We start from the raw sequence: 22,242 nt of genomic DNA on the forward strand, positions 1-22,242 counted from the left end.
GGCCGCCACCGGCGCGCCGCGCGGGTCCGCCGATCCGGCCCCGAACCGCCGCCTCAGGGCGTGCCGCCCCAGTAGCCGGGCCGCGCATAGACCTCGCGCAGGTAGTCGATGAAGTAGCGCACGCGGGCCGGGACGTAGCGCTGCTGCGGGTAGACCGCGAGGATGTCGTAGTCCGGCAGCGCGAATTCGTCGAGCACGGTCTCCAGCTCGCCGGTCTCGAGCTGGCGCGCGATCTCCCAGGTCGAGCGCCAGCCCAGCCCGCGCCCTTCCGAGGCCCAGCGGTGCAGCAGCTCGCCGTCGTTGCAGTCGAGATTGCCGGCCACGCGGATCGTCACCAGCTTGCCGTTGCGCCGGAAATACCAGCCGCGGTTCTGGCCCCCTTGCAGGTTGAAGGCCAGGCAGTTGTGGCGCAGCAGGTCGTCGAGCGACTTCGGGCGGCCATGGCGGCGGAAATACTCGGGCGTGCCGCACACCACGCGGCGATTGGTGGCCAGCTTGACCGCCACGAAGTTCGGGTCGACCGCGCCGCCGATCCGGATCGACAGGTCGTAACCCTCGCGCACCAGGTCGACCACGCGGTCGGTCAGGTTGAAGGACAGTTGCAGGTCCGGCTTGTCGGCGATGAACTCCGGCGCGAGCGGCGCGACGTGCTTGCGGCCGAAGGCGGCCGGCGCCGACACGATCAGGTGCCCATTGACGGCGCGGCGCCCGGCCGCCAGCTCGTTCTCGGCCTGGTCCCAGTCGCCCAGCAGGCCGCGGCAGCGCTCCAGGAAGGCCGCGCCCTCCTCGCTGACCACCAGCCGCCGCGTCGAGCGGTACATCAGCTTCACGCCCAGGCGCTTTTCCAGCGCGTCGATGCGCCGGCCCAGCACCACCGGGGAGACGCCCTCCTCCAGCGCCGCCGCGGCCAGGCTGCCGGCATCGGCCACCTTCACGAAGGTTTCGATCTGCTTGAAGCGGTCCATGCGACTGCCTGCCTCCTTATGCCTCGAAGCGCCGCCGCGCCTGGGCGCAGCCGCGATTCGATACTTTTAGTTTCGAAATAAGCGACGAGAGCCGATCTTATCAAAGCTTTCACGTAACCATAAAGTGTCTCCGACTACGTGATCCGCCATTCCCAAGGAGACATGCATGGCCAAGATGAGAGCCGTCGACGCCGCCGTCCTGGTGCTCGAGAAGGAAGGCATCCAGACCGCCTTCGGCGTTCCCGGTGCCGCCATCAACCCGTTCTACTCGGCGCTGCGCCGCTCCGGCGCGATCGGCCACGTGCTGGCGCGGCACGTGGAAGGCGCCTCGCACATGGCCGAGGGCTACACGCGCGCCGCGCCCGGCAATATCGGCGTGTGCATCGGCACCTCGGGGCCGGCCGGCACCGACATGATCACCGGCCTCTACTCGGCCTGGGCCGATTCGATCCCGATCCTCGCGATCACCGGCCAGGCGCCGCGCGCGCGGCTCTACAAGGAAGACTTCCAGGCGGTCGACATCGAATCGATCGCCAAGCCGGTCACCAAGTGGGCGGTCACGGTGCGCGAGCCGGCCCTGGTGCCGCGCGTGTTCCAGCAGGCCTTCCACCTGATGCGCTCGGGCCGCCCGGGCCCGGTGCTGGTCGACCTGCCGATCGACGTGCAGTTGGCCGAGATCGAGTTCGACATCGACACCTACGAGCCGCTGCCGGTCTACAAGCCCAAGGCCAGCCGCAAGCAGGCCGAGGCCGCGATCGCGATGCTGGCGGCGGCCGAGCGGCCGCTGATCGTGTCCGGCGGCGGGGTGCTGAACGCGGTGGCGGAGGACCTGCTGGTCGAGTTCGCCGAGACGGTCGGCGTGCCGGTGATCCCGACCCTGATGTCCTGGGGCGCGATTGCCGACGACCATCCGCTGATGGCCGGCATGGTCGGCCTGCAGACCTCGCATCGCTACGGCAACGCCACCCTGCTCGCCTCGGACTTCGTGCTCGGCATCGGCAACCGCTGGGCCAACCGCCATACCGGCAGCGTCGAGGTCTACACCAAGGGCCGCAAGTTCGTGCACGTCGATATCGAGCCGACCCAGATCGGCCGCGTGTTCGGCCCCGATCTCGGCATCGTCTCGGATGCGAAGGCCGCGCTCGAGCTGTTCATCGAGGTGGCCCGCGAATGGAAGGCGGCCGGCAAGCTGCCGGCGCGCGACGCCTGGGTGGCCGAGTGCCAGGAACGCAAGCGCACGCTGCAGCGCAAGACCCACTTCGACGAGGTGCCGGTCAAGCCGCAGCGCGTCTACGAGGAGATGAACAAGGCCTTCGGCCGCGATACCTGCTACGTCAGCACCATCGGCCTGTCGCAGATCGCCGGCGCGCAGTTCCTGCATGTGTACCAGGCGCGCAACTGGATCAACTGCGGCCAGGCCGGCCCGCTGGGCTGGACCATCCCCGCCGCGCTGGGCGTGCGCGCGGCCGACCCGTCGCGCCCGATCGTGGCGCTCTCGGGCGACTACGACTTCCAGTTCCTGATCGAGGAGCTGGCGGTGGGCGCGCAGTTCAAGCTGCCCTACGTGCACGTGGTGGTCAACAACTCCTACCTCGGGCTGATCCGCCAGGCGCAGCGCGCCTTCGACATGGACTACTGCGTGCAGCTCGCCTTCGAGAACGTCAACGCGCCCGAGCTCGGCAGCTACGGCGTCGACCACGTCGCGGTGGCCGAGGGCCTCGGCTGCAAGGCGCTGCGCGTATCGAAGCCCGAGCAGATCGCGCCGGCCTTCGAGCAGGCCAAGCAGTTGCTCGCCGAGTTCGGCGTGCCGGTGGTGGTCGAGGTGATCCTGGAGCGCGTCACCAATATCGCGATGGGCGCCGAGATCGACGCGATCAACGAGTTCGAGCCGCTGGCCGAACGCGCCGAACATGCGCCGACCGCGATCACGCTGCTCGACTGAGCGTGCCCCGGGGCGCGCGGCGGGCTGATCCAGCCCGCGCCGCGCGCCCGCTTCCCCAACCCAGCTGACCGACCGGATTCCATCGCCATGCCGAAATTCGCCGCCAACCTGACCATGCTGTTCACCGAGCTGCCCTTCCCCGACCGCTTCCAGGCGGCCGCCGAGGCCGGCTTCGACGCCATCGAGTTCCTGTTCCCCTATCCCTACGACAAGGCCGAGCTGGCCGAGCGGCTCGCGGCCAACCGGCTCAAGCTGGTGCTGCACAACCTGCCGGCCGGCAACTGGGAACAGGGCGAGCGCGGCATCGCCTGCCTGCCCGATCGCCGCGCGGAATTCGAGGACGGCGTGGGCCGCGCGATCGACTACGCGAAGGCCTTGCAGGTGCCGCAGCTGAACTGCCTGGTGGGGATTCCCTCGGCCAGCGCGCCGCGCGACACGACCCTGGTGACGATCGTCGAGAACCTGCGTTTCGCCGCGCGCGCGCTGCAGCAGGAAGGCATCCGCCTGCTGGTGGAGCCCTGCAACCATTTCGACATCCCGGGGTTCGCGCTGAACCGCTCGTCGGAAGCGCTCGACGTGATCCGCGCGGTGGGCTCCGACAACCTGTTCCTGCAGTACGACATCTATCACATGCAGCGCATGGAGGGCGAACTCGCGGCCACGCTGCGCGCGAACCTGCCGTCGATCGCGCACGTCCAGCTCGCCGACAATCCCGGCCGCCACGAGCCCGGCACTGGCGAGATCCGCTACGACTACCTGTTCGCGCTGCTCGACGAACTCGGCTACGACGGCTACGTCGGCTGCGAGTACAAGCCGCTCAAGGGCACGCGCGAAGGCCTCGGCTGGCTGCGCGAGGCGAGGCAGCGCAGCGCCGAATACGCCTGAGCCCCACCCACCCCTCATTCAGGAGACATCCACACATGGCAACGATCGGTTTCATCGGCCTCGGCATCATGGGCTCGCACATGGCCCGCAACCTGCTGAAGGCCGGCCACTCGCTGGTGGTCAACGGCGCCTTCCCGATCCCCGACGACCTGCGCGAGCGCACCCGCGTGGTGGCCAATTCGAGCGCGGTGGCCGACAGCGCCGAGATCATCATCTCGATGGTTCCGGACACGCCCGACGTGCGCAACGTGCTGTTCGCCGAGGACGGCGTGGCCAAGGGGCTGACGGCCGGCAAGCTGGTGATCGACATGAGCTCGATCTCGCCGCTCGACACGCAGGAATTCGCCAGGCAGATCAACGCGCTCGGCTGCGACTACCTCGATGCGCCCGTCTCGGGCGGCGAGGTGGGCGCGCGCGACGCGACGCTGACCATCATGGTCGGCGGCCCGGAGCAAGCCTTCGAACGCGCCCGGCCGCTGTTCGAGGCGATGGGCAGGAATGTCTCGCTGGTCGGCGACAACGGCGCGGGCCAGACCACCAAGGTCGCCAACCAGATCATCGTCGCGCTGAACCTGGAGGCGGTGGCCGAGGCGCTGCTGTTCGCGGCGCGCTCGGGCGCCGATCCGGAACGCGTGCGCCGCGCCCTGATGGGCGGGTTCGCGGCCTCGCGGATCCTGGAGCTGCACGGCGAACGGATGACCAAGCGCACCTTCGACCCCGGCTTTCGCATCGAACTGCACCAGAAGGACCTGAACCTCGCGCTCGACGGCGCGCGCCGCCTCGGCCTGGCGCTGCCGCACACGGCCAGCGCCCAGCAGTTGTTCAGCGTGTGCGCCGCGCATGGCGGCAAGGCCTGGGATCACTCGGCGATCGTGCGCGCGCTCGAGATCATGTCGAACCTCGAGATCGCCGAGGCGAAATAAGCCGAGGAGAAGCGCCGGGGCAATCCGGAGGCAGGCGCGAGACACGGGCGGCCTAGCCGCCCGAACCGTGGGGCGCCCGCCGGATCCAGCGATCCGGCGGGCGGTTTGAAGGCCGCTCTGGGCTGAGAGCGGCTGGTGGGGTCCGCAGCGGCACCCGGCGACGCCGGGGAAGCCTTGGTCGGTCAGACGTCGTCGTCGGGTGTCCGCCTGTCGGATCCGTATCCTCAAGCAGTCCGTAGCAAGCGGGCGGCACGCGCCGCCCCTGCCTGATTTCCCTGCGCATCATGAAAAAACGGGCCGAGCGGCCCGTTTGCTTTTCACGACGAAGCCGCGCCCCGTCTCAATACGTATCGAAGGCCGCCTGCAGGCGCGCCGCGTCGTCGATGCCGGCCGCCAGCGCCAGCATCAGCAGCACGCGCGCCTTGAACGGGTTCAGCGAGCCGGCGCTGACGAAGCCGAGCGCCTCGTCGTTGGCCGCGCCGTTGCGCATCACGTGGCCCGAGCCGACGCGCGAGGCGCGCACCACCGCCACGCCGCGGCGCGCCGCCTCCTGCAGCGCAGCCTGCAGCGTGGCATGGATCGAACCGTTGCCGGTGCCCGCCACCACGATGCCCTTCACGCCGGCGGCCACCAGCGCATCGACGCCGATGCGCGAAGCCCCCGCGTAGCTGCTGACGATCTCCACCGCCGGCCAGGCGCCGATACTGAAGCGCGGCGCGCTGGCCGCATCGCGCACGATACCGCGCGCGAACTCCACGCGGCCGTCCTGCACCCAGCCGAGCACCCCGGTCTCGGGCGACTGGAACGCGTCGACGGCATAGGTGCTGGTCTTCACCACGTCGCGCGCGGCGTGGATCTTGTTGTTGAACGCGACCAGCACGCCGCGGCCGCGCGCAGCCGCGCTGGCCGCGACCGTCACCGCGTTCAGCAGGTTCAGCGGACCGTCCGGCGAGAGCGCGGTGGCCGGGCGCATCGCCGCCGTCATCACCACCGGCTTGGAGGTCGCCACGCACAGATGCAGCAGCGTGGCGGTTTCCTCCAGCGTGTCGGTGCCGTGCGTGATCACGATCCCGTCGATGCGCGGATCGGCGGCCAGCGCCTCGATGCGCTGCACCAGGGTGGCCCACAGCGCCGGCTCGAGATCCTTGCTGTCGATGCTGGCCACCTGCTCGCCCTCGATCTGCGCGACGCGCGCCAGCGCCGGCACGGCGTCGAGCAGCGAGGCGAGGCCCAGGGCGCCCGCCTGGTAGCCGGCGGTGTTGGTGGCGTCGGGCGCGGCGCCGGCGATGGTGCCGCCGGTGGCCAGGACCGCGATGCGCGGCAGCGTGGCCGGCGCGGCCGGGGAGGTGGGGAGCGAAGTCGTATGTGTCATGGTCGTATGTGTCATGGCCGCGATTGTAATCGCACTGAATCGCCGTCGGCCACGCTCGGGCGCGCCGACTTCGGCAGGCGGCCCGCGTCAACGCCCCGGCCGCTCCGCGCGTTAGTGCGGAGGTAGTTCTGGTATTTTCGAGACGATTTGCCATAATGGCCCGGCGATCGTCGCAGCCGCGCGTCGCAAGGTGTCAACGACAGGGCCAATTACCCAACGGGAGTGTCCAATGAAAATCCGATCGCTGATGGCCGCGTTGCTGCTCGGCGGCATGCTGGCTTCACCCGCCTTCGCCGCGAACAGCCAGCAGGACAAGATGAAGGCCTGCAACACGCAGGCGGCCGGCAAGTCCGGCGACGAGCGCAAGGCCTTCATGAAGGACTGCCTGTCCGCCAAGCCGGCCGGCAAGATGTCGCAACAGGACAAGATGAAGGCCTGCAACACGCAGGCGACGGGCAAGAAGGGCGACGATCGCAAGGCCTTCATGAAGAGCTGCCTGTCGAACCAGCCGGCGGCCTGACGCTCCACCGCCCGCACCACGATGCCGCGCCCTGCTGCTCGCAGGCGCGGCATTTTTCTTTGGGCCGCGCCGTCGCGCGTCCGCCAAGCCCCCTGCCCGGCCGGCACCGTCGCCGGCCCGATTTTCTCCTATGATGGATGAGCGCCACGCGGCCCCGCCGTGCCGGCTTCCTCCGGCTCCCGCGTGCGCCCATCCCGCCACGCCCGCGCATCGAACGGGCAAGCCTGGAGACAAGCATGGCAAGCACGAGCAGACGTCGTCGCTGGATCCGTCGCTGGTTGATCGTGGTGGTGTTCTGGGCCGTGCCGGTCGCGATCGTCGCGGTGCGCGAGATCCAGGACGAATCGGCCTACAACCGCGCCGAACTCGAACGCGCGCTCGACACCTGGCAACTCAGCGATGCGCAACAGGCCGCCGGCCTCGCCACGCGTTGCCGCGGCACGCCCGATGACGCCCGCGCGGCCGGCTGCCCGGCCGAGGTGCTGGCCGCCAATGCCGCGCGCCGGCAGGACGCGCGGGCCGACTACGCGATGCGACGCCATACGCTGGCCATCTACCTGCTGCATGCGCTGATCGGCTACTGGGTGGCACCGGCCGCGTTGCTGTTCGCCTGCGGCGCGCTGATCGGCCTGTTGCGGCGCGCGCTGGGCCGCGCCCCGGCGCCGCCCGTCGATCCCCCCGCGCCCGCGCATTAAGCATGCTCCATGTTGCAGCGCATTCAAACGCCGGCCGCCGAAATCCTCGCGCCGGCCCGCCGTGAAGGCCCGTGGCAGGCCCTTTCCGAGCCTTTTCACCGGCAATGGAATTCACTGATTCAATTCGGAAAATGGCAATTTAAAGAATTTCAACGATTTGACGCTTTTTTACCTAAATGCCGAAAAAAGTCGCAGATCGCTGTGATATAACTCCGGACGCATTGCCCAGTTTTGGCGGGACGACCCTCAAGACCACACCTGATGGAGAAGGAGAAAAACGATGCAAAAACGCAATCTCGTGTTGAAAGCCGCCGCCGCGCTGATCGTCGGCAGCCTCGCGCTCACCGGCTGCACCACCACGCCGGACAAGCCCGACAGCGCGTCGACCAACGCATCGAAGCGCCAGGCGATCGACGCCAGCGTGAACGCCACGCTCTCGCGCCTCTATTCGACCGTGCCGGGCTCGCGTGAGCTGGCCGCCAAGTCGCGCGGCATCCTGGTGTTCCCGAGCGTGCTGCAGGCCGGCTTCATCGTCGGCGCGCAGACCGGCAACGGCGCGCTGCGCGTGGGCGGCAGCACGATCGGCTACTTCAACACCTCCTCGCTGTCGGTCGGCCTGCAGGCCGGCGCGCAATCGAAGGCGGTGGTGTTCCTGTTCATGACGCAGGACGCGCTCGACAAGTTCCGCGCCACCGACGGCTGGTCGGCCGGCGCCGACGCCTCGGTCGCGCTGGTGAAGATGGGCGCGAATGGCGCGATCGATTCGAACACGGCCACCGCGCCGGTCGAGGTGATCGTGCTGACCAATGCCGGCCTGATGGGCGACGTGTCGATCAACGGCACCAAGGTCACCAAGCTGGACCTGTAAGACAGGCAGCAAGGCTGCGCGGCCTCTGCCAGGGCCGCGCAACCGCGGACATGAAAAAGGCGCCTCGCGAGAGGCGCCTTTTTTGCCATGCAGCGGCCGGATTGAATCCTCAGGTGGCCGAATCGATGACCTTGAAGCGCGAGCGCTTCTGCGCGCGGATCAGCGCCTGGTAGACGTCGACATACTGCTGGGCCATGCGCCGCGAGGTGAAGCGCTCCTCGAAGCGCTGCCGCACGCGCGTGCGCGAGAGCGCCGAGAGGCGGTTCACGGCCGCCACCGCGCCGATCTCGTCCTCCACGATGAAGCCCGTCAGCCCCTCCTCGATCACCTCGGGCACCGCGCCACGATTGAAGGCGATCACCGGCGTGCCGCAGGCCATCGCCTCGATCATCACCAGGCCGAAGGGCTCGGGCCAGTCGATCGGGAACAGCAGCGCATGCGCGCCGGACAGGAATTCGGCCTTCTGCTCGTCGGCGATCTCGCCGATGAACTCCACGTGCGGCAGCGCGAACAACGGCTTGATGCGGCGCTCGAAATACTCTTCGTCGGCCGCGTCGATCTTGGCGGCGATGCGAATCGGCAGGCCGCAGCGCTCGGCGATCCGGATCGCGCGATCGACACGCTTTTCCGGCGAGATCCGGCCCAGGAAGGCGAGGTAGCGCTGCTCCACCGGCTGCGGCGTGTAGAGCGTGTCGGGCAGGCCGTGCAGTACCGTGGTCAGCCAGTTGGCGCGCGGCAGCGGCTGGCGCTGCGAATTCGAGATCGAGACCACCGGCGCGGTATTGAACAGGTCGAACACCGGCTGCTGCTCGAGCAGGTCCAGGCGCCCGTGCAGCGTGGTGAGGAACGGCGTGGGCTGGCGCTGGAATACCGAGAACGAGTAGTAGTCCATGTGGAAATGCAGCACGTCGAACTCGGCGGCGCGGCGCGCCACACGCTCCATCAGCAGCATGTGCGGCGCCACGCGATCGCGGATCGACACGTCCAGGCGCATCGCGCGTGGCCATACCGCGTCGAGCTTGGCCTTGGTGTGCGAGTCCCCGCTCGCGAACAGCGTCACGTCGTGCCCCAGGTCGACCAGCGCCTCGGTGATGTAGGACACGACACGCTCGGTGCCGCCGTAGAGCTTCGGCGGCACCGATTCCGTCAGAGGCGCGATCTGAGCAATCTTCATCGTTATGTTCTCCAGGAACGCCCATGGGCTGCGGCACAAAGGGCACAAAGCCGCGCTACCGCTAATCCGACATTATTCGCGATCCGGCCAGTGGGTGGCAGGCAGATTGCATTTTCTGGACCTTGTTACAGCACGGATACATTCGGTTTCGGCAGGACTTACCGCATCGCAACATGGCTTGCGTCCCTGCCTCGTCCAGGCCGTTTTCCGCTCAGCGCGCGGGCCATTTCCAGGCCGGGCGGTCGAGCTGCTCGTCGTCGACGCGCGTCTCGCCGAGCCGCTTGTCGAGCACCAGCGACAAACTGCCGGCCTCGCGCTCCAGGGTGGAAACCAGGCGCGCCGCATGCGAGACCACGATCACCTGCGAGCGCGCCGTCGCGCGGGCAATCAGGCGCCCCAGCGCCGGCAGCAGGTCCGGATGCAGGCTGGTTTCCGGTTCGTTGAGCACCAGCAGGGCCGGCGGGCGCGGCGTCAGCAGCGCGGCGGCCAGCAGCAGGTAGCGCAGCGTGCCGTCCGAGAGTTCGGCCACGCCGAGCGCGCGCAGCAAGCCCGGCTGCTGCATGGTCACCTCGAAGCGGCCACGCCCGCCGGTCTCGACGGCCAGGCGCGCGCCCGGGAAGGCGTCGTCGATGGTCGCGTCGAGCGCCTCGGCGTCGCCGATCTCGCGGATCGTCTGCAGCGCGGCGGCCAGGTCGGCGCCGTCGTCGGCCAGCACCGGCGTATGCGTGCCGACCTGCGCCTGGCGGGCCGGCGCGCCGGCATCGGTGCGGAAATGGTCGTAGAAGCGCCAGGAGCGGATTCGCTCGCGCATCGCGATCATCTCGGGCGCGCCGGAAGGATCGACGAATTCGGTCAGCATGCTGTCGAACGAGGCGACCGGCTGCGGCACGCTGCGCCAGTCGCCGGCCGCGTCGCGGGTGCGGATCTGCGCGCCGTGCCGCTCGACCAGCAGCGTCGAGGGCCGCAGCAGGGCGCCGCTCCACAAGCATTCGCGCTTGATCACCGGATCGAGGCCGAAGGCCGAATCGGAGACGATCGGCAGGCCCAGGTCGATGGCATAGCCGAAATCCTCGCAGGCGAAGCCGAGCTTGAGCGAGACGGGATCCTTGCGCGCCAGCGGCTGGACCGGCGCCTCGCCCGCCAGCATCGCGCGCGAGAAGCGCTCGGGGCCCGCCCACAAGGTCGAGGCCAGGCCGCCCTCGCGCGCCAGCGAGGGAATCGCGCGCCCCTGGGCGGTATCGGCCAGCAGGCGCAGCGCGCGGTAGACGCTGGACTTGCCGCTGCCGTTCGGGCCCGTCACCACGTTGAGCCCGGCCAGCGGCACGATGAAGTCGCGCAGCGAGCGGTAGTTGGCGACCGCCAGCGCGGTCAGCGGCGGCATCGAGGGGCCGGCGCCCGGCTTCGGATCGGTCATGCGAGGCTCGCTCGGCGAAGGAGGAAGGAAGCGGCGGCGGCGGCGCTCAGCGCACCACCTCCGGGGCGGGCGCCTCGGCGGCGGTCGGATCGGCCGCCGTGTTGGCGGCCGTGCTGGCCGCCGGCTCGTGCGGCATCCACGAGGGCAGCACCGGCTCGCGCCCCTGCTCGGGCGTGGCCAGTTCCATGCGGCCGCGCGGCAAGCTGTCCGGGTAATGGGCCTGCAGGAAGGCGATCAGCCCCTCGCGCACGCGGCAGCGCAGGTCCCAGGCCAGCGAGGAGTCGGGCGCGCTGACCAGCGCGCGCAACTGGATCGAGCGCTCGGTGGCATCGGTCACCTGCAGCACCTGCACCCGGCCGTCCCATTCGGGCGCGGTGCTGACGATGCGCGACAACTCGTTGCGCAGCGGCTCCAGCGGCGTGCGGTAGTCGACGAACAGGAACACCGTGCCGATGATCTCGGCGCTGTTGCGGGTCCAGTTCTGGAACGGGTTCTCGATGAACCATTGCAGCGGCACCACCAGCCGGCGCTGGTCCCACAGCCGCACGGAAACATAGGTGCCAGTGATTTCCTCGATCCGGCCCCACTCGCCCTGGATCACCACCACGTCGTCGAGCCGGATCGGCTGCGAGATGCCGATCTGCAGGCCGGCGATCAGGTTGCCGAGCACCGGCCGCGCGGCGATACCGGCCACCAGCCCGGCCACGCCGGCCGAGGCCAGCAGGCTCGCGCCGATCTGCCGGACATTGGGGAAGGCCATCAGCGCGGCGCCGGTGCCGATGATCACCACCACCACCATCGCCGAGCGCGCCAGCACGCGCGCCTGGGTGTGGATGCGGCGCGCCTCCAGGTTGTTGGGCCGGTCGACCGGGTTGGCCTGCACGATCGCCTCGCCGACCGCCGCCGCCAGGCGCATCAGCAACCAGGTCAGCGCGATGATCAGGCCGACCGCCGCGAGCGTGCGCAGGCCGCCCGCGTGGCTCAGTTCGTCGGCCACCTGCAGGGACAGGAATTCGAGCGCCAGGAAGGCCAGCACCGCCAGCGCGGGCCGGTCGATATAGCGCACGATCACGCTCATGAAGGGATAGGGGCGCGCCAGCGGGATCAGAATCCGCGCGCCGAGCCAGTGGATGCCGGTCACGACGGCCAGCAGGAGCGCGGCAACGAACAGCGTGCCGAGCCAGGAGTGGAGCGGCGCATCGGCGATGGCCGCGAGTTGATCGATGGTCATCGTCATCGCGCGGGAGTCGTCGTCTGGGGCGGAGGCGGCGGGATCCGCGGATCCCGCTTCCGCCGGGGTTGCTTGGAACAGGACAAAGGGCCGGGAGCCGCCCTCGCCTTCAGTTCAGCTCGGGCACGGCGGCCTCGAGCCTCAATTGCCGTTGCGGCAGGGAAACGCCTTGCCGAGCCCGAGCGAGACGGCCGTGCTGGCGTTGTAGTCGACGATCTTCGGGTTCTCGGCGACGTACTTGCGCACCGCGTCCGTCATCTGCTGCGCCTTGATGTCGGGCGGCAGGCAGAAGTACTGGCCGACGCGCGGCCCGGTGGTGCCGCCGATCGCGTCGATCGTGTTGTACACGCCGTCGGCCGCGCCCTCGATATACGCGCCGCACGAGGCGCGCGACTTCACGTCGGTCTTCGCACAGAGCTTGTCGAGATCACCGGCCGTGAAAGCGTGCGCCGACAGCGGCGCGACGAACGCGGCGGCAAAACACAGAGCCCGCAACATTGGATCTTCCTTATGTCAGGTCGGCGGCCTCGGGCCGGTACGACGAAAGCGGCGCGGCGAAGGCCGCGCCCAAAACCGCTATTTTGCACTGTTTTGGCCACCCGCCCCACTGGCGGGGCGGCCGTCGCCGATCCGCACGGTGCGCGTGGACAGGATCTTGACCGCGTCGGGCGCCTGGTAATGCTTGGCGAACTCCAGCGCGGTGACGCCGACCTGGTTCTTGATGGCCGGATCGGCGCCCTGGTCGAGCAACAGGGTGACGGTGGTGTCGTGGTTGCCGCGCGCGGCCATCATCAGCGGCGTGGTGCCGTTGGGCGAGCCCGCGTCGATGTAGGCGGACTTGTCGAGCAGGTAGCTGACCACGTCGTCGTGGCCGTTGGTGGCCGCGTAGTGCAGTGCCGTCCAGCCCTTCTTGCTGACCTCGGCGCCCTTGTCGACCAGGAACTTCACCAGCGGCAGGTCGCCGTTGAGCGAGGCCATCATCAGCGCGTTCTCGCCGGCCGGGTCGGTCTTCTCCAGGTCGACGTTGGGTGCCGAGGCCAGCGCCTCGGCCACCTTGTCCGACTTCTCGCGCGCGGCGATCACGATCAGCGGATTGCCGCGCTCGTCGGTCAGGTTCGGGTCGAGCCCGTTCTTGAGCTGCTTGCCGATGTCGGCGATATCGTCGAACTTGACGGCCTTGACGATCGCGTCGCGCGATTCGGCATGCGCGAGCGTGGCGGCGAAGCCGGTGCCGCAGGCGGCGGCGAGGACGAGCGCGCGCAGCGCGGCGCCCGGGCGGATCATGGACAGACCGTTGATCGGTTTCATATTGTTAGGCTCCTACCCTGGGTTGCTCCGGCCGGCGATCGCATCAGGCGGCGATCTTGAACAGCCGGAAAAAGTTCTGCGTGGTCGCGGCGGCCAGCGCCTCATCGCTGATGCCGCGCTGTGCCGCGATAAAGCGTCCGACATAACTGACGTACGCAGGTTCATTCGGCTTGCCGCGATACGGCACCGGCGCGAGGTACGGCGAGTCCGTCTCGATCAGCAGGCGCTCGATCGGCACGCGCCGCGCCACGTCCTGCACCTCCTCGGCCTTCTTGAAGGTGACGATCCCCGACAGCGAGATATGGAAGTCCTGCGCCAGCGCCGCCTCGGCCACGTGCCAGGGCTCGGTGAAGCAGTGCATCACGCCGCCCGGCACCGAGGCACGCTCCTCGGCCATGATCCGCAGCGTGTCCTCCGAGGAGGCGCGCGTGTGGATGATCAGCGGCTTGGCGGTGGCGTGCGCGGCGCGGATATGCGTGCGAAAGCGCTCGCGCTGCCATTCCATGTCGGCGATCGTGCGCTCGCCGAGCCGGTAGTAGTCGAGGCCGGTCTCGCCGATCGCGACCACCTTCGGATGCGCCGCCAGTTCGACGAGTTCGGCGAGCGTCGGTTCCCGCACCTCCTCGTGATCGGGATGCACGCCCACCGAGGCGTAGATGTGCTCGTGCCGCTCGGCGATCGCGAGCACCTGCGGCAGGGTCTCGAGGTCCACCGAGACGCACAGCGCATGCGTGACCTGGTGCTCGCGCATCTTGTCGAGCACCTCGGGCAGGCGCTCGGCGAGCCCTTCGAAATTGATGTGGCAATGCGAATCGACGAACATCGGTGCTTCCTGTCTGGGCTCAGGCCTGTGCGGCCGGGCTCATGCGTAGAGCTCGCGATAGCCGAGGAACAGCTCCTCGAACACGAGCCGCGCATTGAGCGGGTGGTTCTCGACCGCGCGCTGGCGCGTCACGGTCTTCATGAAACGCGCGAAGGCGTTGGCGTCGAGCGCCGCCGCGCAGCGTTCGAGCGCCGCGCGCTGCGCGGGGAAATAACGCGGCTGGCCGGCCGCGCGCTGCGCCAGCAGATCATAGAGCCAGCGCTGCAGCCAGCCCAGCACCACCGGCACCGGCAGCTTCTGCAGCGACTCGCCGCAGGCGAACGGATCGCAGCCCGCGCCGGCCGCCAGCTGCGCCAGGGTCCAGTCGCGCAGCGGCCGGTTCTCGTCGGCGGCCAGCGCCAGCGCGGCCAGCGGCGCGCCGCCCGCTTCGGCCAGCAAGGCTGCCGCGTCGGGCACCTGCTGCGCCGCCAGCCAGGCCTCGGCGTCCGCCGCCGAGGGCAGCGTCATCGGCCATTGCCGGCAGCGGCTGATGATGGTCGGCAGCAGGCGGTCGAGCCGCGCCGACACCAGCAGGAACAGCACGCCCGAGGGCGGTTCCTCGAGCGTCTTGAGCAGCGCGTTGGCGGCCGCCACGTTGAGCGCCTCGGCCGGGTACAGCACCACCACGCGCGCGCCGCCGCGATGCGAGCCGACGCCGACGAAGTCGAGCAGGCCGCGCACCTGCTCGATCTTGATTTCCTTGCTCGGCGTGCGGGTCTTCTTGCCGCCCTCGTCCGCGTCAGCCTTGGGCTCGTCGGCAACCGCGCCCGGAGCCTCGCCGGCCAGCGCCTCGGGCAGCACGATCCGGTAGTCGGGGTGATTGCCCTGCTCGAACCAGGTACAGGCCGCGCACTTGCCGCAAGGCTCGCCCTTGGGCAGCGGCGATTCGCACAGGAAACCCTGCGCCAGGTGCTGGGCGAAACGCAGCTTGCCGATGCCGGCCTGGCCGTGCAGCAGCAGCGCGTGCGGCCAGGCCGCGCGCAGCGCCTGCAGGCGGTCCCAGTCCTCGGTTTGCCATGGATAGATCATCGGGTCGGCCCTTTGCGGGTGGATCAGAGCGAAGCCAGCACGCCTTCGAGCTGGCGCTGGATCTGGGCGATCGACTGGCTGGCGTCGACGATCAGGAAGCGATACGGCGCCTCTTCGGCGCGGCGCAGGTACTCGGCGCGCGTGCGCAGGAAGAAGGCGTCGCTTTCCGCCTCGAACTTGTCGGGTGCGCGCGCCGCGCCGCGCCGCTCGCTGGCCACCTCGGGCGGCACGTCGAACAGGATCGTCAGGTCGGGCTGGAAGCCGCCCTGCACCCAGCGCTCCAGCGTTTCCAGCTTGTCGCGCGGCAGGCCGCGGCCGCCGCCCTGGTAGGCGAAGGTCGCGTCGGTGAAGCGGTCCGAGACCACCCAGTCGCCGCGCGCGAGCGCCGGCTCGATCACGCGCGCCAGATGCTCGCGACGGCTCGCGAACATCAGCAGGGCCTCGGTTTCCAGGTCCATCGCCTGCTCCAGCAGCACCGCGCGCAGCGACTCGCCCAGCGTGGTGCCGCCCGGCTCGCGGGTCTGCACCACCTGGCGGCCGCTGGCGGCGACCTGCGCGCGCAACTGCTCGCAGAACCAGGCGAGGTGCGTGGTCTTGCCCGCACCGTCGATCCCTTCGAACGTGATGAATTTACCGCGCGCCATCATTGACCTCGTAGGTATTTGTCCACGGCCTTGTTGTGATCGCCGAGCGTATCCGAGAAGACGCTCGTGCCGTCGCCCTTGGCGACGAAATAGAGCGCCGGGGTGGCGGCCGGGTTCACGGCGGCCTGCAGCGACGCCGCGCCCGGCAGGGCGATCGGCGTCGGCGGCAGGCCGCGGCGCGTGTAGGTATTGTAAGGAGTGTCCATCTGCAGGTCCCGCTTGCGCAGGTGCCCGTCGTAAGCGTCGCCGAGGCCGTAGATCACGGTCGGATCGGTCTGCAGCGGCATGCCGATCCGCAACCGGTTCGCGAACACCGCCGCCACGTAGGCGCGGTCGGCCGCGTGGCCGGTTTCCTTCTCGACGATCGAGGCGATCGTCAGCATTTCGTAAACCGAGCGATAAGGCAGCCCGGGAGCGCGCATGCGCCATGCTTCGTCCAGCCGCGTCTGCATCAGCTGGTAGGCGCGCCGGTAGAGGTTGATATCGTTGGTGCCCTTGTCGAACAGGTAGGTATCGGGGAAGAACAAGCCCTCGCCGCTGCCCCGCTCGATCTGAGCGGGTGTCGCGCCGATCGCGCGCAGCAGTTCGGCATCGCTCATGCCCGCCGTGCTGTGCACGAGGGCCGGATTGCCGTCGAGCTCGGCGCGCATGCGCTTGAAGGTCCAGCCCTCGATGATGGTCGCGACGTATTCGTTGACGTCGCCGCGCGCCAGCTTCTGCAGCACCTCGTACGACGTCAGGCCGGTCTTGAACTCGTAATTGCCCGACTTGAGCCGGCTGTCCAGCCCGAGCACGCGCGTCATCAGCACGAACAACTGCGGCTGCAGGGGCACGCCGCCGCGCACGAGCTGCTGCGCGACGCTCTTGACGCTGCTGTGCGGCTTGATCGTGACATCGACGGTCGGTGACGGTAAGGCAAGCGGCTGGTTCGCCCAGTAATAACCGCCGCCCGCCAGCGCAGCGGCCAGGACGACGGCCGCCGCCGCGAGCGCGGCGCATTTCGAGAGTAGGGACATGCGGAACGGGACTCGGTGAAGGTCCATATAATACTTGCTTGTCTTCGCCAAAGTCAGGATTGACTGTTCCCCGTTTCCATGAGCACACCGATCGTCAACGGGGCGCCGACCGCGGCTGCCCCCGCCCTGCCCGTCCTGCCGCGTCCGGCGGCCGCCGAATTCGAGGCGGCGCTCACGCGCGGCGTCTACGCGCCGCTGTCGCAGTTCGGCATCATCGATGTCGCCGGCGACGATGCCGCGGCCTTCCTCCATAGCCAGTTGACCAACGACATCGAGCACCTCGACGCGGCCGGCGTGAAGCTGGCCGGCTACTGCACCGCCAAGGGCCGCCTGCTGGCCTCGTTCCTGGCCTGGCGCAGCGAGTCCGGCGTGCGCCTGCTGGTCTCGAAGGACATCCAGCCCGCCGTGCAGAAGCGCCTGTCGATGTTCGTGCTGCGCGCCAAGGCGAAGCTGAGCGACGCGGCCGGGCTGGTCGCCGTCGGCATCGCCGGCGAGGCTCGCGAGGCCTTGTCGGGCCTGTTCGAGGCGCTGCCCGACGGCGTCCATACCAAGCTCGACGGCCCGGCCGGCACGCTGATCCGGCTGCCCGACGCCGACGGCCGCGCGCGCTACCTGTGGATCGCCAGCCACGAGCAGTTCGAGGCCGGCGCCGTGGTGCTCGACGGCAAGCTCGCGCGCGTCTCGCCGGCCGTGTGGGACTGGCTCGAGATCCGCGCCGCCGAGCCGCGCATCACCCAGCCGGTGGTCGAGCAGTTCGTGCCGCAGATGCTCAACTACGACGTGATCGGCGCCGTCAATTTCCGCAAGGGCTGCTACCCGGGCCAGGAAATCGTCGCGCGCAGCCAGTATCGCGGCACCATCAAGCGCCGTGCCGCGCTGGTGCACGTCGAGGGCGAGACCGACACGGTGCGCGCCGGCATCGAGCTGTTCCACAGCGAGGATCCGGGCCAGCCCTGCGGGATGATCGTCAACGCGGCGGCCGCGCCGGCAGGCGGCGTCGACGCGCTGGCCGAGATCAAGCTGGCCGCGCAGGAATCCGGCACGGTCCACCTCGGGGCCGCCGACGGCCCGGCGCTTGCCTTCCTGCCGCTGCCCTACGGCATCCCCACCGAAGTCTGAGCGCGCGTGCTATCGTGGCGCGCGGACCAACGCGAGCCACGGCGCGTGCCCGGTCCGCGCACCCCGATCCCAGTGAGGGAATCACCTGATGTGCCTGATCGTATTCGATTGGCAGCCCGAGGCCGAGGACGGCCCGGTGCTGACGCTCACCGCGAACCGTGACGAATTCTTCCGCCGCACGAGCGCGCCGCTGGCCTGGTGGGAGGATGTGCCCGGCGTGCTGGCCGGGCGCGACCTGGAAGGCGGCGGCACCTGGCTCGGCGTCTCGCGCGACGGCCGCTTCGCCGCGCTGACCAACTACCGCGCCCCCTTCGACATCCGCGCCGGCGCCCCGACGCGCGGCAAGCTGGTGTCGGACTTCCTCGGCGGGCGCAACCTCGCGCCGCTCGACTACCTCGAGCAGATCGCCGGCACCGCCGCGCTCTATAACGGCTTCAACCTGCTGGTCGGTGACTGCCGGCGCCGCGAGCTGGCCTGGTACTGCAACCGGCCGGCCGAGCCCGATACCGCGCTCGACGCGCCGCTGCGGCTGGCCGCCGGCGTGCACGGGCTGTCCAACGCGCGGCTCGACACGCCCTGGCCCAAGCTGGTCCACAAGCGCAGCGAGCTCGGCACCCTGCTGACCTACGAGGCCGCGCCCTCGCTCGACGCGCTGATCGAGATCATGCGCGACACGCGCACCGCCGCCGACGAGGCGCTGCCGCATACCGGCATTCCGCTGGAGCGCGAGCGCGCGCTGTCGGCCGCCTTCATCGAGACGCCCGAATACGGTACGCGCGGCACCACGGCGCTGCGCGTGGCGATCAAGGAGCGCTCGCGGCTGACGGTCGAGATCAAGGAACGCTGCGACGACGACGGCTCGCACCGGATCGTGCGGCCCGGCGCCTTCGAGCGCGCGATGAGCTTCGACGTGGAGCTGGGCGGCACGCGTTGAGGCCGGCGCGCGCCGTTTCGACGCGCAGCCTCTCGCAAGGATTCGCATAGATCGACGCGCCTCGCCGCTAGGGCGCGCGCGCCATCTCGACGTGGATCACGCCGGCCGTGTCGAAAGGCTCGCCGACGATGTCGAAACCGCGCTGCCGGTAGAACGGCACCGCCGCCGGCTGCGCATAGAGCGTCACGCGCGCCTCGCCGCGCGCGGCGGCTTCCGCCACCAGCGCGCTCAGCACGCGCGTGCCGATGCCGCGGCCGCGCGCTTCCGGCAGCACCGACAGGCGGCCGATGGTGGTGCCGGCCAACAGGCGCGCGGTGCCTACCGCGTGGCGCGTGCCTCGGTCATCGCCGCCTTCGCCTCGCACCAGGTAGGCCACCGCGTGATGCGCCAGCGGATCCTCCTCGTCGAGTTCCAGCTCCGGCGCGATGCGCTGCTCGCGCACGAACACTGCGTCGCGGATGCGCGCCGCATCGGCGCCGAGCCGCGTCCAGTCGCCCGTTTCCACCTCGATCCGCTCCATCGCTGCGCCTCGTCGACCTGGTCGGCGCGGCGGCGCTCAGTCCTGCTCGAACGCCTCGCGCAATGCCCGCACCGCGTCCGCATGCGCCTGCCGGACCGCCGGAACGTACCCGCCCATCTTGAAGAATTCGTGAATCATGCCCGCGTAGCGGACCAGCTCGACACGATTGCCGGCCGCGCGCAGCTTGTCCGCGTAGGCGATGCCCTCGTCGGAGAGCGGATCGTATTCGGCCACCGCGATCCAGGCCGGCGCGAGGCCCGCGAAGGACGGCGCGCCGCGCATGCCGTCGAGCGGCGCGAAGCGCCAGTCCTCGCGATCGGCCGGGTTCGGCACGTACTGCGAGAAGAACCACTGGATGGTTTCGGCCGTCAGCAGGTAGCCGTGAGCGAGCCGCGCGTGCGAGGCCGTCTGCTGGTGCGCCGTGAGCCCGGGGTAGATCAGCAGTTGCAGCCGCGGCGCGATCCCTCGATCGCGCGCCAGCACCGCCACCGCGGCGGCCAGCGTGCCGCCCGCGCTGTCGCCGCCCACCGCCAGGCGCGCCGCGTCGACGCCGAATTCGCTGGCATGCGCGTGCAGCCAGGCATAGGCGTCCTCGGCATCGTCGTGCGCGCTCGGGAAGCGTGCCTCGGGCGCGAGCCGGTAGTCGACCGACAGCACCGCGCAATACGCGTCGCGCGCAAACATCCGACACAGCGCGTCATGCGTGTCGAGGCTGCCGACCGTGAAACCGCCGCCGTGGTAATAGACTAGCGCCGGCAGCGGCTCGCCCAGGCTCGGCATCTCGGGCAGGTAGAGCCGCGCGCCGATCGTTTCGCCGTCGCGGGTCGGCACGCGCAGCTCCTCCACCGAGGCCATCGGCGCGGGCGCGAGATCGAGGATCGGCGCACTGCGCTCGTAGGCTGCACGCGCGGCCTGTGGCGTCTGGGAGGCGTAGGCGGGACGTCGGGCGCGCTCGATCATGTCGAGCACCTGGGCGATTCCGGGATCGAGCGGCATCGGGGCGGCGGTGGATAGGCAAAGGGTGGACGATAGCGGCACATGATGCCACGCGCCGGCCAAGCAGCGGCCAAGCAGCGGCTTGCCCGCGCAGGATGGGCGGCAATGCCCGCGCGCCGCCCTTTCGCTTTTCGCGCCTAGGCGCGGCTCAGCCCAGCGCGACGAGCTGCTTGCCGAAGTTGTGCCCCTTGAGCATGCCGAGGAAGGCTTCGGGCGCGCGCTCGATGCCCTGCGCGATGGTCTCGCGGTAATGCAGCTCGTGACGCGCCACCAGCTCGCCCAGTTCGGCCAGCGCGGCCGGCCAGACCTCGGGATGCTCGGTGACGATGAAACCCTCCACGCGCAACCGCGCCCTGAGGATCGGCCCGGGCTGCCGGATCGGCGCGGCCTCGCCGTCGTAGCCGGCGATCATCCCGCACAAGGCGACGCGGCCGAATGCGTTCATCAGCGCCAGCGTCGCGTCGAAACCGGGGCCGCCGACGTTCTCGAAACAGAGATCGATGCCGTCGGGCGCGGCCGCCGCCAGATCCTCGGCCAGGCGCCCGGCCTTGTAGTCGACGCAGGCGTCGAAGCCGAGCGTGTCGCGCACGTAGCGGCACTTGTGCTCGCCGCCGGCAATGCCGATCACGCGAGCGCCGGCGCGCCGCGCGAGCTGCCCCACCACGCCGCCGACCGCGCCGCTCGCCGCGCTGACCAGCAAGGTCTGCCCCGCGCGCGGCTCGAGCAGGCGATTCACGCCGTACCAGGCCGTCACGCCCGGCATGCCCACCACGCCGAGATGGGCCGACAGCGGCACCCGCGACGCATCGACCTTGCGCAGCCCCTTGCCGTTCGAGACGCCGTGCGTCTGCCAGCCGAACATGCCGACCACGCGGTCGCCGACCGCATAAGCGGCATGACGCGACTCGATCACCTCGCCGGCCGTCTCGCCGATCATCACCTCGCCGAGCGGCTGCGGCGCCGCGTAGGATTTCGCTTCGCTCATGCGGCCACGCATGTAGGGGTCCAGCGAGAGGAAGCGGTTACGCACGCGTAGTTCGCCATCGCGCAGTGGCGCGAGCGGCGTTTCCACGAGCCGGAAATTGTCGAGGCTGGCCGCGCCCTCGGGGCGCGACACGAGCAGAACCTGCCGATTGATGTCGGTCATCGCTGTCTCCTGTCTCCATGTCATGACGCCCGCCTCGCCGGAGAGGAACCTCCCGGCCTCGTCCTGGCGCGAGCCCAACGCGATTCGGCCCCGTCGTCGCCGATCGGGGCCGCTGCTGCCACGGGGGCCGTCAGGCGTCGCTCGGCCCCGGATTCGCGCCCGGATCGGTGCGCGAGCGCTGCCGGGCGATATCGCGGCCCACCGCCAGCCGCTTCATGTACTTGAAGGTGCCGATCGCCTTGGCGACGAAATTGCCCTGGCTGTCGCGCACCTCGCCCTCGCAATAGGCCATGGTGGTCGAGCGGTGCATCACGCGGCCATAGGCACGCAGCTCGCCGCGCCCCGGCTGCATGAAGTTGACCTTCATCTCCACCGTCACCACGCCCACGCCGTCGTCGGTCAGGCTGCGCGCGGCCATCGCCAGCGCCACGTCGGCCAGCGTCATGGTCACGCCGCCGTGGGCGATGCTCCAGGTGTTCATGTGCTGCTCGGCCAGCGGCAGCGCGATCTCGCTGGCGCCATCCTTGGCCGAGACGAGCTGCACGCCGAGCGCGTCGACGAAGGGGCTCTCGATGGTGGGCGGCGCCTTGCGCGGGCTGCTGTCCTGGCTCATCGCGCGCCTCGCGCCGTCTGGCCGATCAATCCGCGCGACTCGCGCGCCGCGGCGTGTGCCGATGC

24 protein-coding genes are annotated in these 22,242 nt (G+C 69.9%); 9 read left to right on the plus strand and 15 right to left on the minus strand.

Annotated features, from left to right (window positions below):
- Positions 1-53: 53 nt before the first annotated feature.
- Positions 54-965 (minus strand): LysR family transcriptional regulator, encoded by a 912-nt coding sequence (locus BM43_RS34950; protein ID WP_036051270.1) that lies wholly within the window; start codon positions 963-965, stop codon positions 54-56.
- Positions 966-1,131: 166 nt separating this feature from the next.
- Here BM43_RS34950 and gcl point away from each other — a divergent pair, with 166 nt between their 5' ends.
- From gcl to BM43_RS34965, 3 genes are all read left to right on the plus strand, one after another.
- Complete coding sequence (gene gcl / locus BM43_RS34955) at positions 1,132-2,907, plus strand: glyoxylate carboligase (RefSeq protein ID WP_013698304.1); 1,776 nt, start codon at positions 1,132-1,134, stop codon at positions 2,905-2,907.
- 87 nt (positions 2,908-2,994) lie between these two features.
- Positions 2,995-3,792: a hydroxypyruvate isomerase gene (gene hyi, locus BM43_RS34960; protein WP_036051269.1), complete on the plus strand. Its 798-nt coding sequence runs from the start codon at positions 2,995-2,997 to the stop codon at positions 3,790-3,792.
- A gap of 35 nt (positions 3,793-3,827) precedes the next feature.
- Entirely contained in the window at positions 3,828-4,715 is an 888-nt protein-coding gene (locus BM43_RS34965; protein WP_013698306.1) for a 2-hydroxy-3-oxopropionate reductase, read from the plus strand.
- Positions 4,716-5,055: 340 nt separating this feature from the next.
- Here the strand turns inward: BM43_RS34965 and BM43_RS34970 are convergent, their stop codons facing one another.
- Positions 5,056-6,087: an asparaginase gene (locus tag BM43_RS34970; RefSeq protein ID WP_162184459.1), complete on the minus strand. Its 1,032-nt coding sequence runs from the start codon at positions 6,085-6,087 to the stop codon at positions 5,056-5,058.
- Positions 6,088-6,316: 229 nt separating this feature from the next.
- Here BM43_RS34970 and BM43_RS34975 point away from each other — a divergent pair, with 229 nt between their 5' ends.
- From BM43_RS34975 to BM43_RS34985, 4 genes are all read left to right on the plus strand, one after another.
- Positions 6,317-6,607, plus strand: coding sequence for a PsiF family protein (locus BM43_RS34975; RefSeq protein WP_013698308.1), 291 nt, complete (start codon positions 6,317-6,319; stop codon positions 6,605-6,607).
- 236 nt (positions 6,608-6,843) lie between these two features.
- Entirely contained in the window at positions 6,844-7,302 is a 459-nt protein-coding gene (locus tag BM43_RS34980; RefSeq protein WP_036051267.1) for a hypothetical protein, read from the plus strand.
- 9 nt (positions 7,303-7,311) lie between these two features.
- Positions 7,312-7,512 (plus strand): hypothetical protein, encoded by a 201-nt coding sequence (locus BM43_RS41060; RefSeq protein WP_124083859.1) that lies wholly within the window; start codon positions 7,312-7,314, stop codon positions 7,510-7,512.
- A gap of 70 nt (positions 7,513-7,582) precedes the next feature.
- Positions 7,583-8,170 (plus strand): BPSL1445 family SYLF domain-containing lipoprotein, encoded by a 588-nt coding sequence (locus tag BM43_RS34985; protein ID WP_013698310.1) that lies wholly within the window; start codon positions 7,583-7,585, stop codon positions 8,168-8,170.
- A gap of 109 nt (positions 8,171-8,279) precedes the next feature.
- Here the strand turns inward: BM43_RS34985 and BM43_RS34990 are convergent, their stop codons facing one another.
- The 9 genes from BM43_RS34990 to mltG all read right to left on the minus strand — a co-directional run bounded on the left by BM43_RS34990 (position 8,280) and on the right by mltG (position 16,848).
- Positions 8,280-9,344: a glycosyltransferase family 4 protein gene (locus BM43_RS34990; RefSeq protein WP_036051266.1), complete on the minus strand. Its 1,065-nt coding sequence runs from the start codon at positions 9,342-9,344 to the stop codon at positions 8,280-8,282.
- A 211-nt stretch (positions 9,345-9,555) separates the two neighbouring features.
- Positions 9,556-10,725: an AAA family ATPase gene (locus BM43_RS34995; protein ID WP_036053364.1), complete on the minus strand. Its 1,170-nt coding sequence runs from the start codon at positions 10,723-10,725 to the stop codon at positions 9,556-9,558.
- A 79-nt stretch (positions 10,726-10,804) separates the two neighbouring features.
- Positions 10,805-11,995, minus strand: a complete 1,191-nt coding sequence (locus BM43_RS35000) for a mechanosensitive ion channel family protein (protein WP_036051264.1) — start codon at positions 11,993-11,995, stop codon at positions 10,805-10,807.
- Positions 11,996-12,130: 135 nt separating this feature from the next.
- Positions 12,131-12,487: a Rap1a/Tai family immunity protein gene (locus BM43_RS35005; protein ID WP_013698314.1), complete on the minus strand. Its 357-nt coding sequence runs from the start codon at positions 12,485-12,487 to the stop codon at positions 12,131-12,133.
- A 78-nt stretch (positions 12,488-12,565) separates the two neighbouring features.
- Entirely contained in the window at positions 12,566-13,297 is a 732-nt protein-coding gene (locus tag BM43_RS35010; RefSeq protein WP_013698315.1) for an ankyrin repeat domain-containing protein, read from the minus strand.
- A gap of 43 nt (positions 13,298-13,340) precedes the next feature.
- Positions 13,341-14,120 (minus strand): TatD family hydrolase, encoded by a 780-nt coding sequence (locus BM43_RS35015; protein WP_017920195.1) that lies wholly within the window; start codon positions 14,118-14,120, stop codon positions 13,341-13,343.
- A 39-nt stretch (positions 14,121-14,159) separates the two neighbouring features.
- Positions 14,160-15,188 (minus strand): DNA polymerase III subunit delta', encoded by a 1,029-nt coding sequence (locus tag BM43_RS35020; protein ID WP_013698317.1) that lies wholly within the window; start codon positions 15,186-15,188, stop codon positions 14,160-14,162.
- 23 nt (positions 15,189-15,211) lie between these two features.
- Positions 15,212-15,832 (minus strand): dTMP kinase, encoded by a 621-nt coding sequence (gene tmk, locus BM43_RS35025; protein WP_013698318.1) that lies wholly within the window; start codon positions 15,830-15,832, stop codon positions 15,212-15,214.
- Positions 15,832-16,848, minus strand: a complete 1,017-nt coding sequence (gene mltG / locus BM43_RS35030) for an endolytic transglycosylase MltG (RefSeq protein ID WP_036051261.1) — start codon at positions 16,846-16,848, stop codon at positions 15,832-15,834. Before mltG ends, tmk begins: the two co-directional genes overlap by 1 nt.
- A gap of 78 nt (positions 16,849-16,926) precedes the next feature.
- On the opposite strand from mltG, the gene ygfZ reads away from it, so the two are divergent.
- Both ygfZ and BM43_RS35040 read left to right on the plus strand, forming a co-directional pair.
- Positions 16,927-17,967, plus strand: a complete 1,041-nt coding sequence (ygfZ, locus tag BM43_RS35035; protein WP_036051258.1) for a CAF17-like 4Fe-4S cluster assembly/insertion protein YgfZ — start codon at positions 16,927-16,929, stop codon at positions 17,965-17,967.
- 88 nt (positions 17,968-18,055) lie between these two features.
- The gene (locus BM43_RS35040; protein ID WP_036051255.1) at positions 18,056-18,901 is read left to right on the plus strand and encodes an NRDE family protein; all 846 of its coding nucleotides are present in this window, start codon (positions 18,056-18,058) and stop codon (positions 18,899-18,901) included.
- Positions 18,902-18,968: 67 nt separating this feature from the next.
- Here the strand turns inward: BM43_RS35040 and BM43_RS35045 are convergent, their stop codons facing one another.
- The 4 genes from BM43_RS35045 to BM43_RS35060 all read right to left on the minus strand — a co-directional run bounded on the left by BM43_RS35045 (position 18,969) and on the right by BM43_RS35060 (position 22,177).
- Positions 18,969-19,421 (minus strand): GNAT family N-acetyltransferase, encoded by a 453-nt coding sequence (locus BM43_RS35045; RefSeq protein WP_036051252.1) that lies wholly within the window; start codon positions 19,419-19,421, stop codon positions 18,969-18,971.
- Between the two features lie 36 nt (positions 19,422-19,457).
- Entirely contained in the window at positions 19,458-20,417 is a 960-nt protein-coding gene (locus BM43_RS35050; RefSeq protein WP_036051249.1) for an alpha/beta hydrolase, read from the minus strand.
- 148 nt (positions 20,418-20,565) lie between these two features.
- Positions 20,566-21,564: an NADP-dependent oxidoreductase gene (locus BM43_RS35055; RefSeq protein ID WP_036051247.1), complete on the minus strand. Its 999-nt coding sequence runs from the start codon at positions 21,562-21,564 to the stop codon at positions 20,566-20,568.
- A 130-nt stretch (positions 21,565-21,694) separates the two neighbouring features.
- On the minus strand, positions 21,695-22,177 hold the full coding sequence (locus BM43_RS35060; RefSeq protein ID WP_013698325.1) for a PaaI family thioesterase: 483 nt from the start codon (positions 22,175-22,177) through the stop codon (positions 21,695-21,697).
- Positions 22,178-22,242 lie beyond the last annotated feature (65 nt).

It is taken from the genome of Burkholderia gladioli (assembly GCF_000959725.1).
GTDB classification, from domain to species: domain Bacteria; phylum Pseudomonadota; class Gammaproteobacteria; order Burkholderiales; family Burkholderiaceae; genus Burkholderia; species Burkholderia gladioli.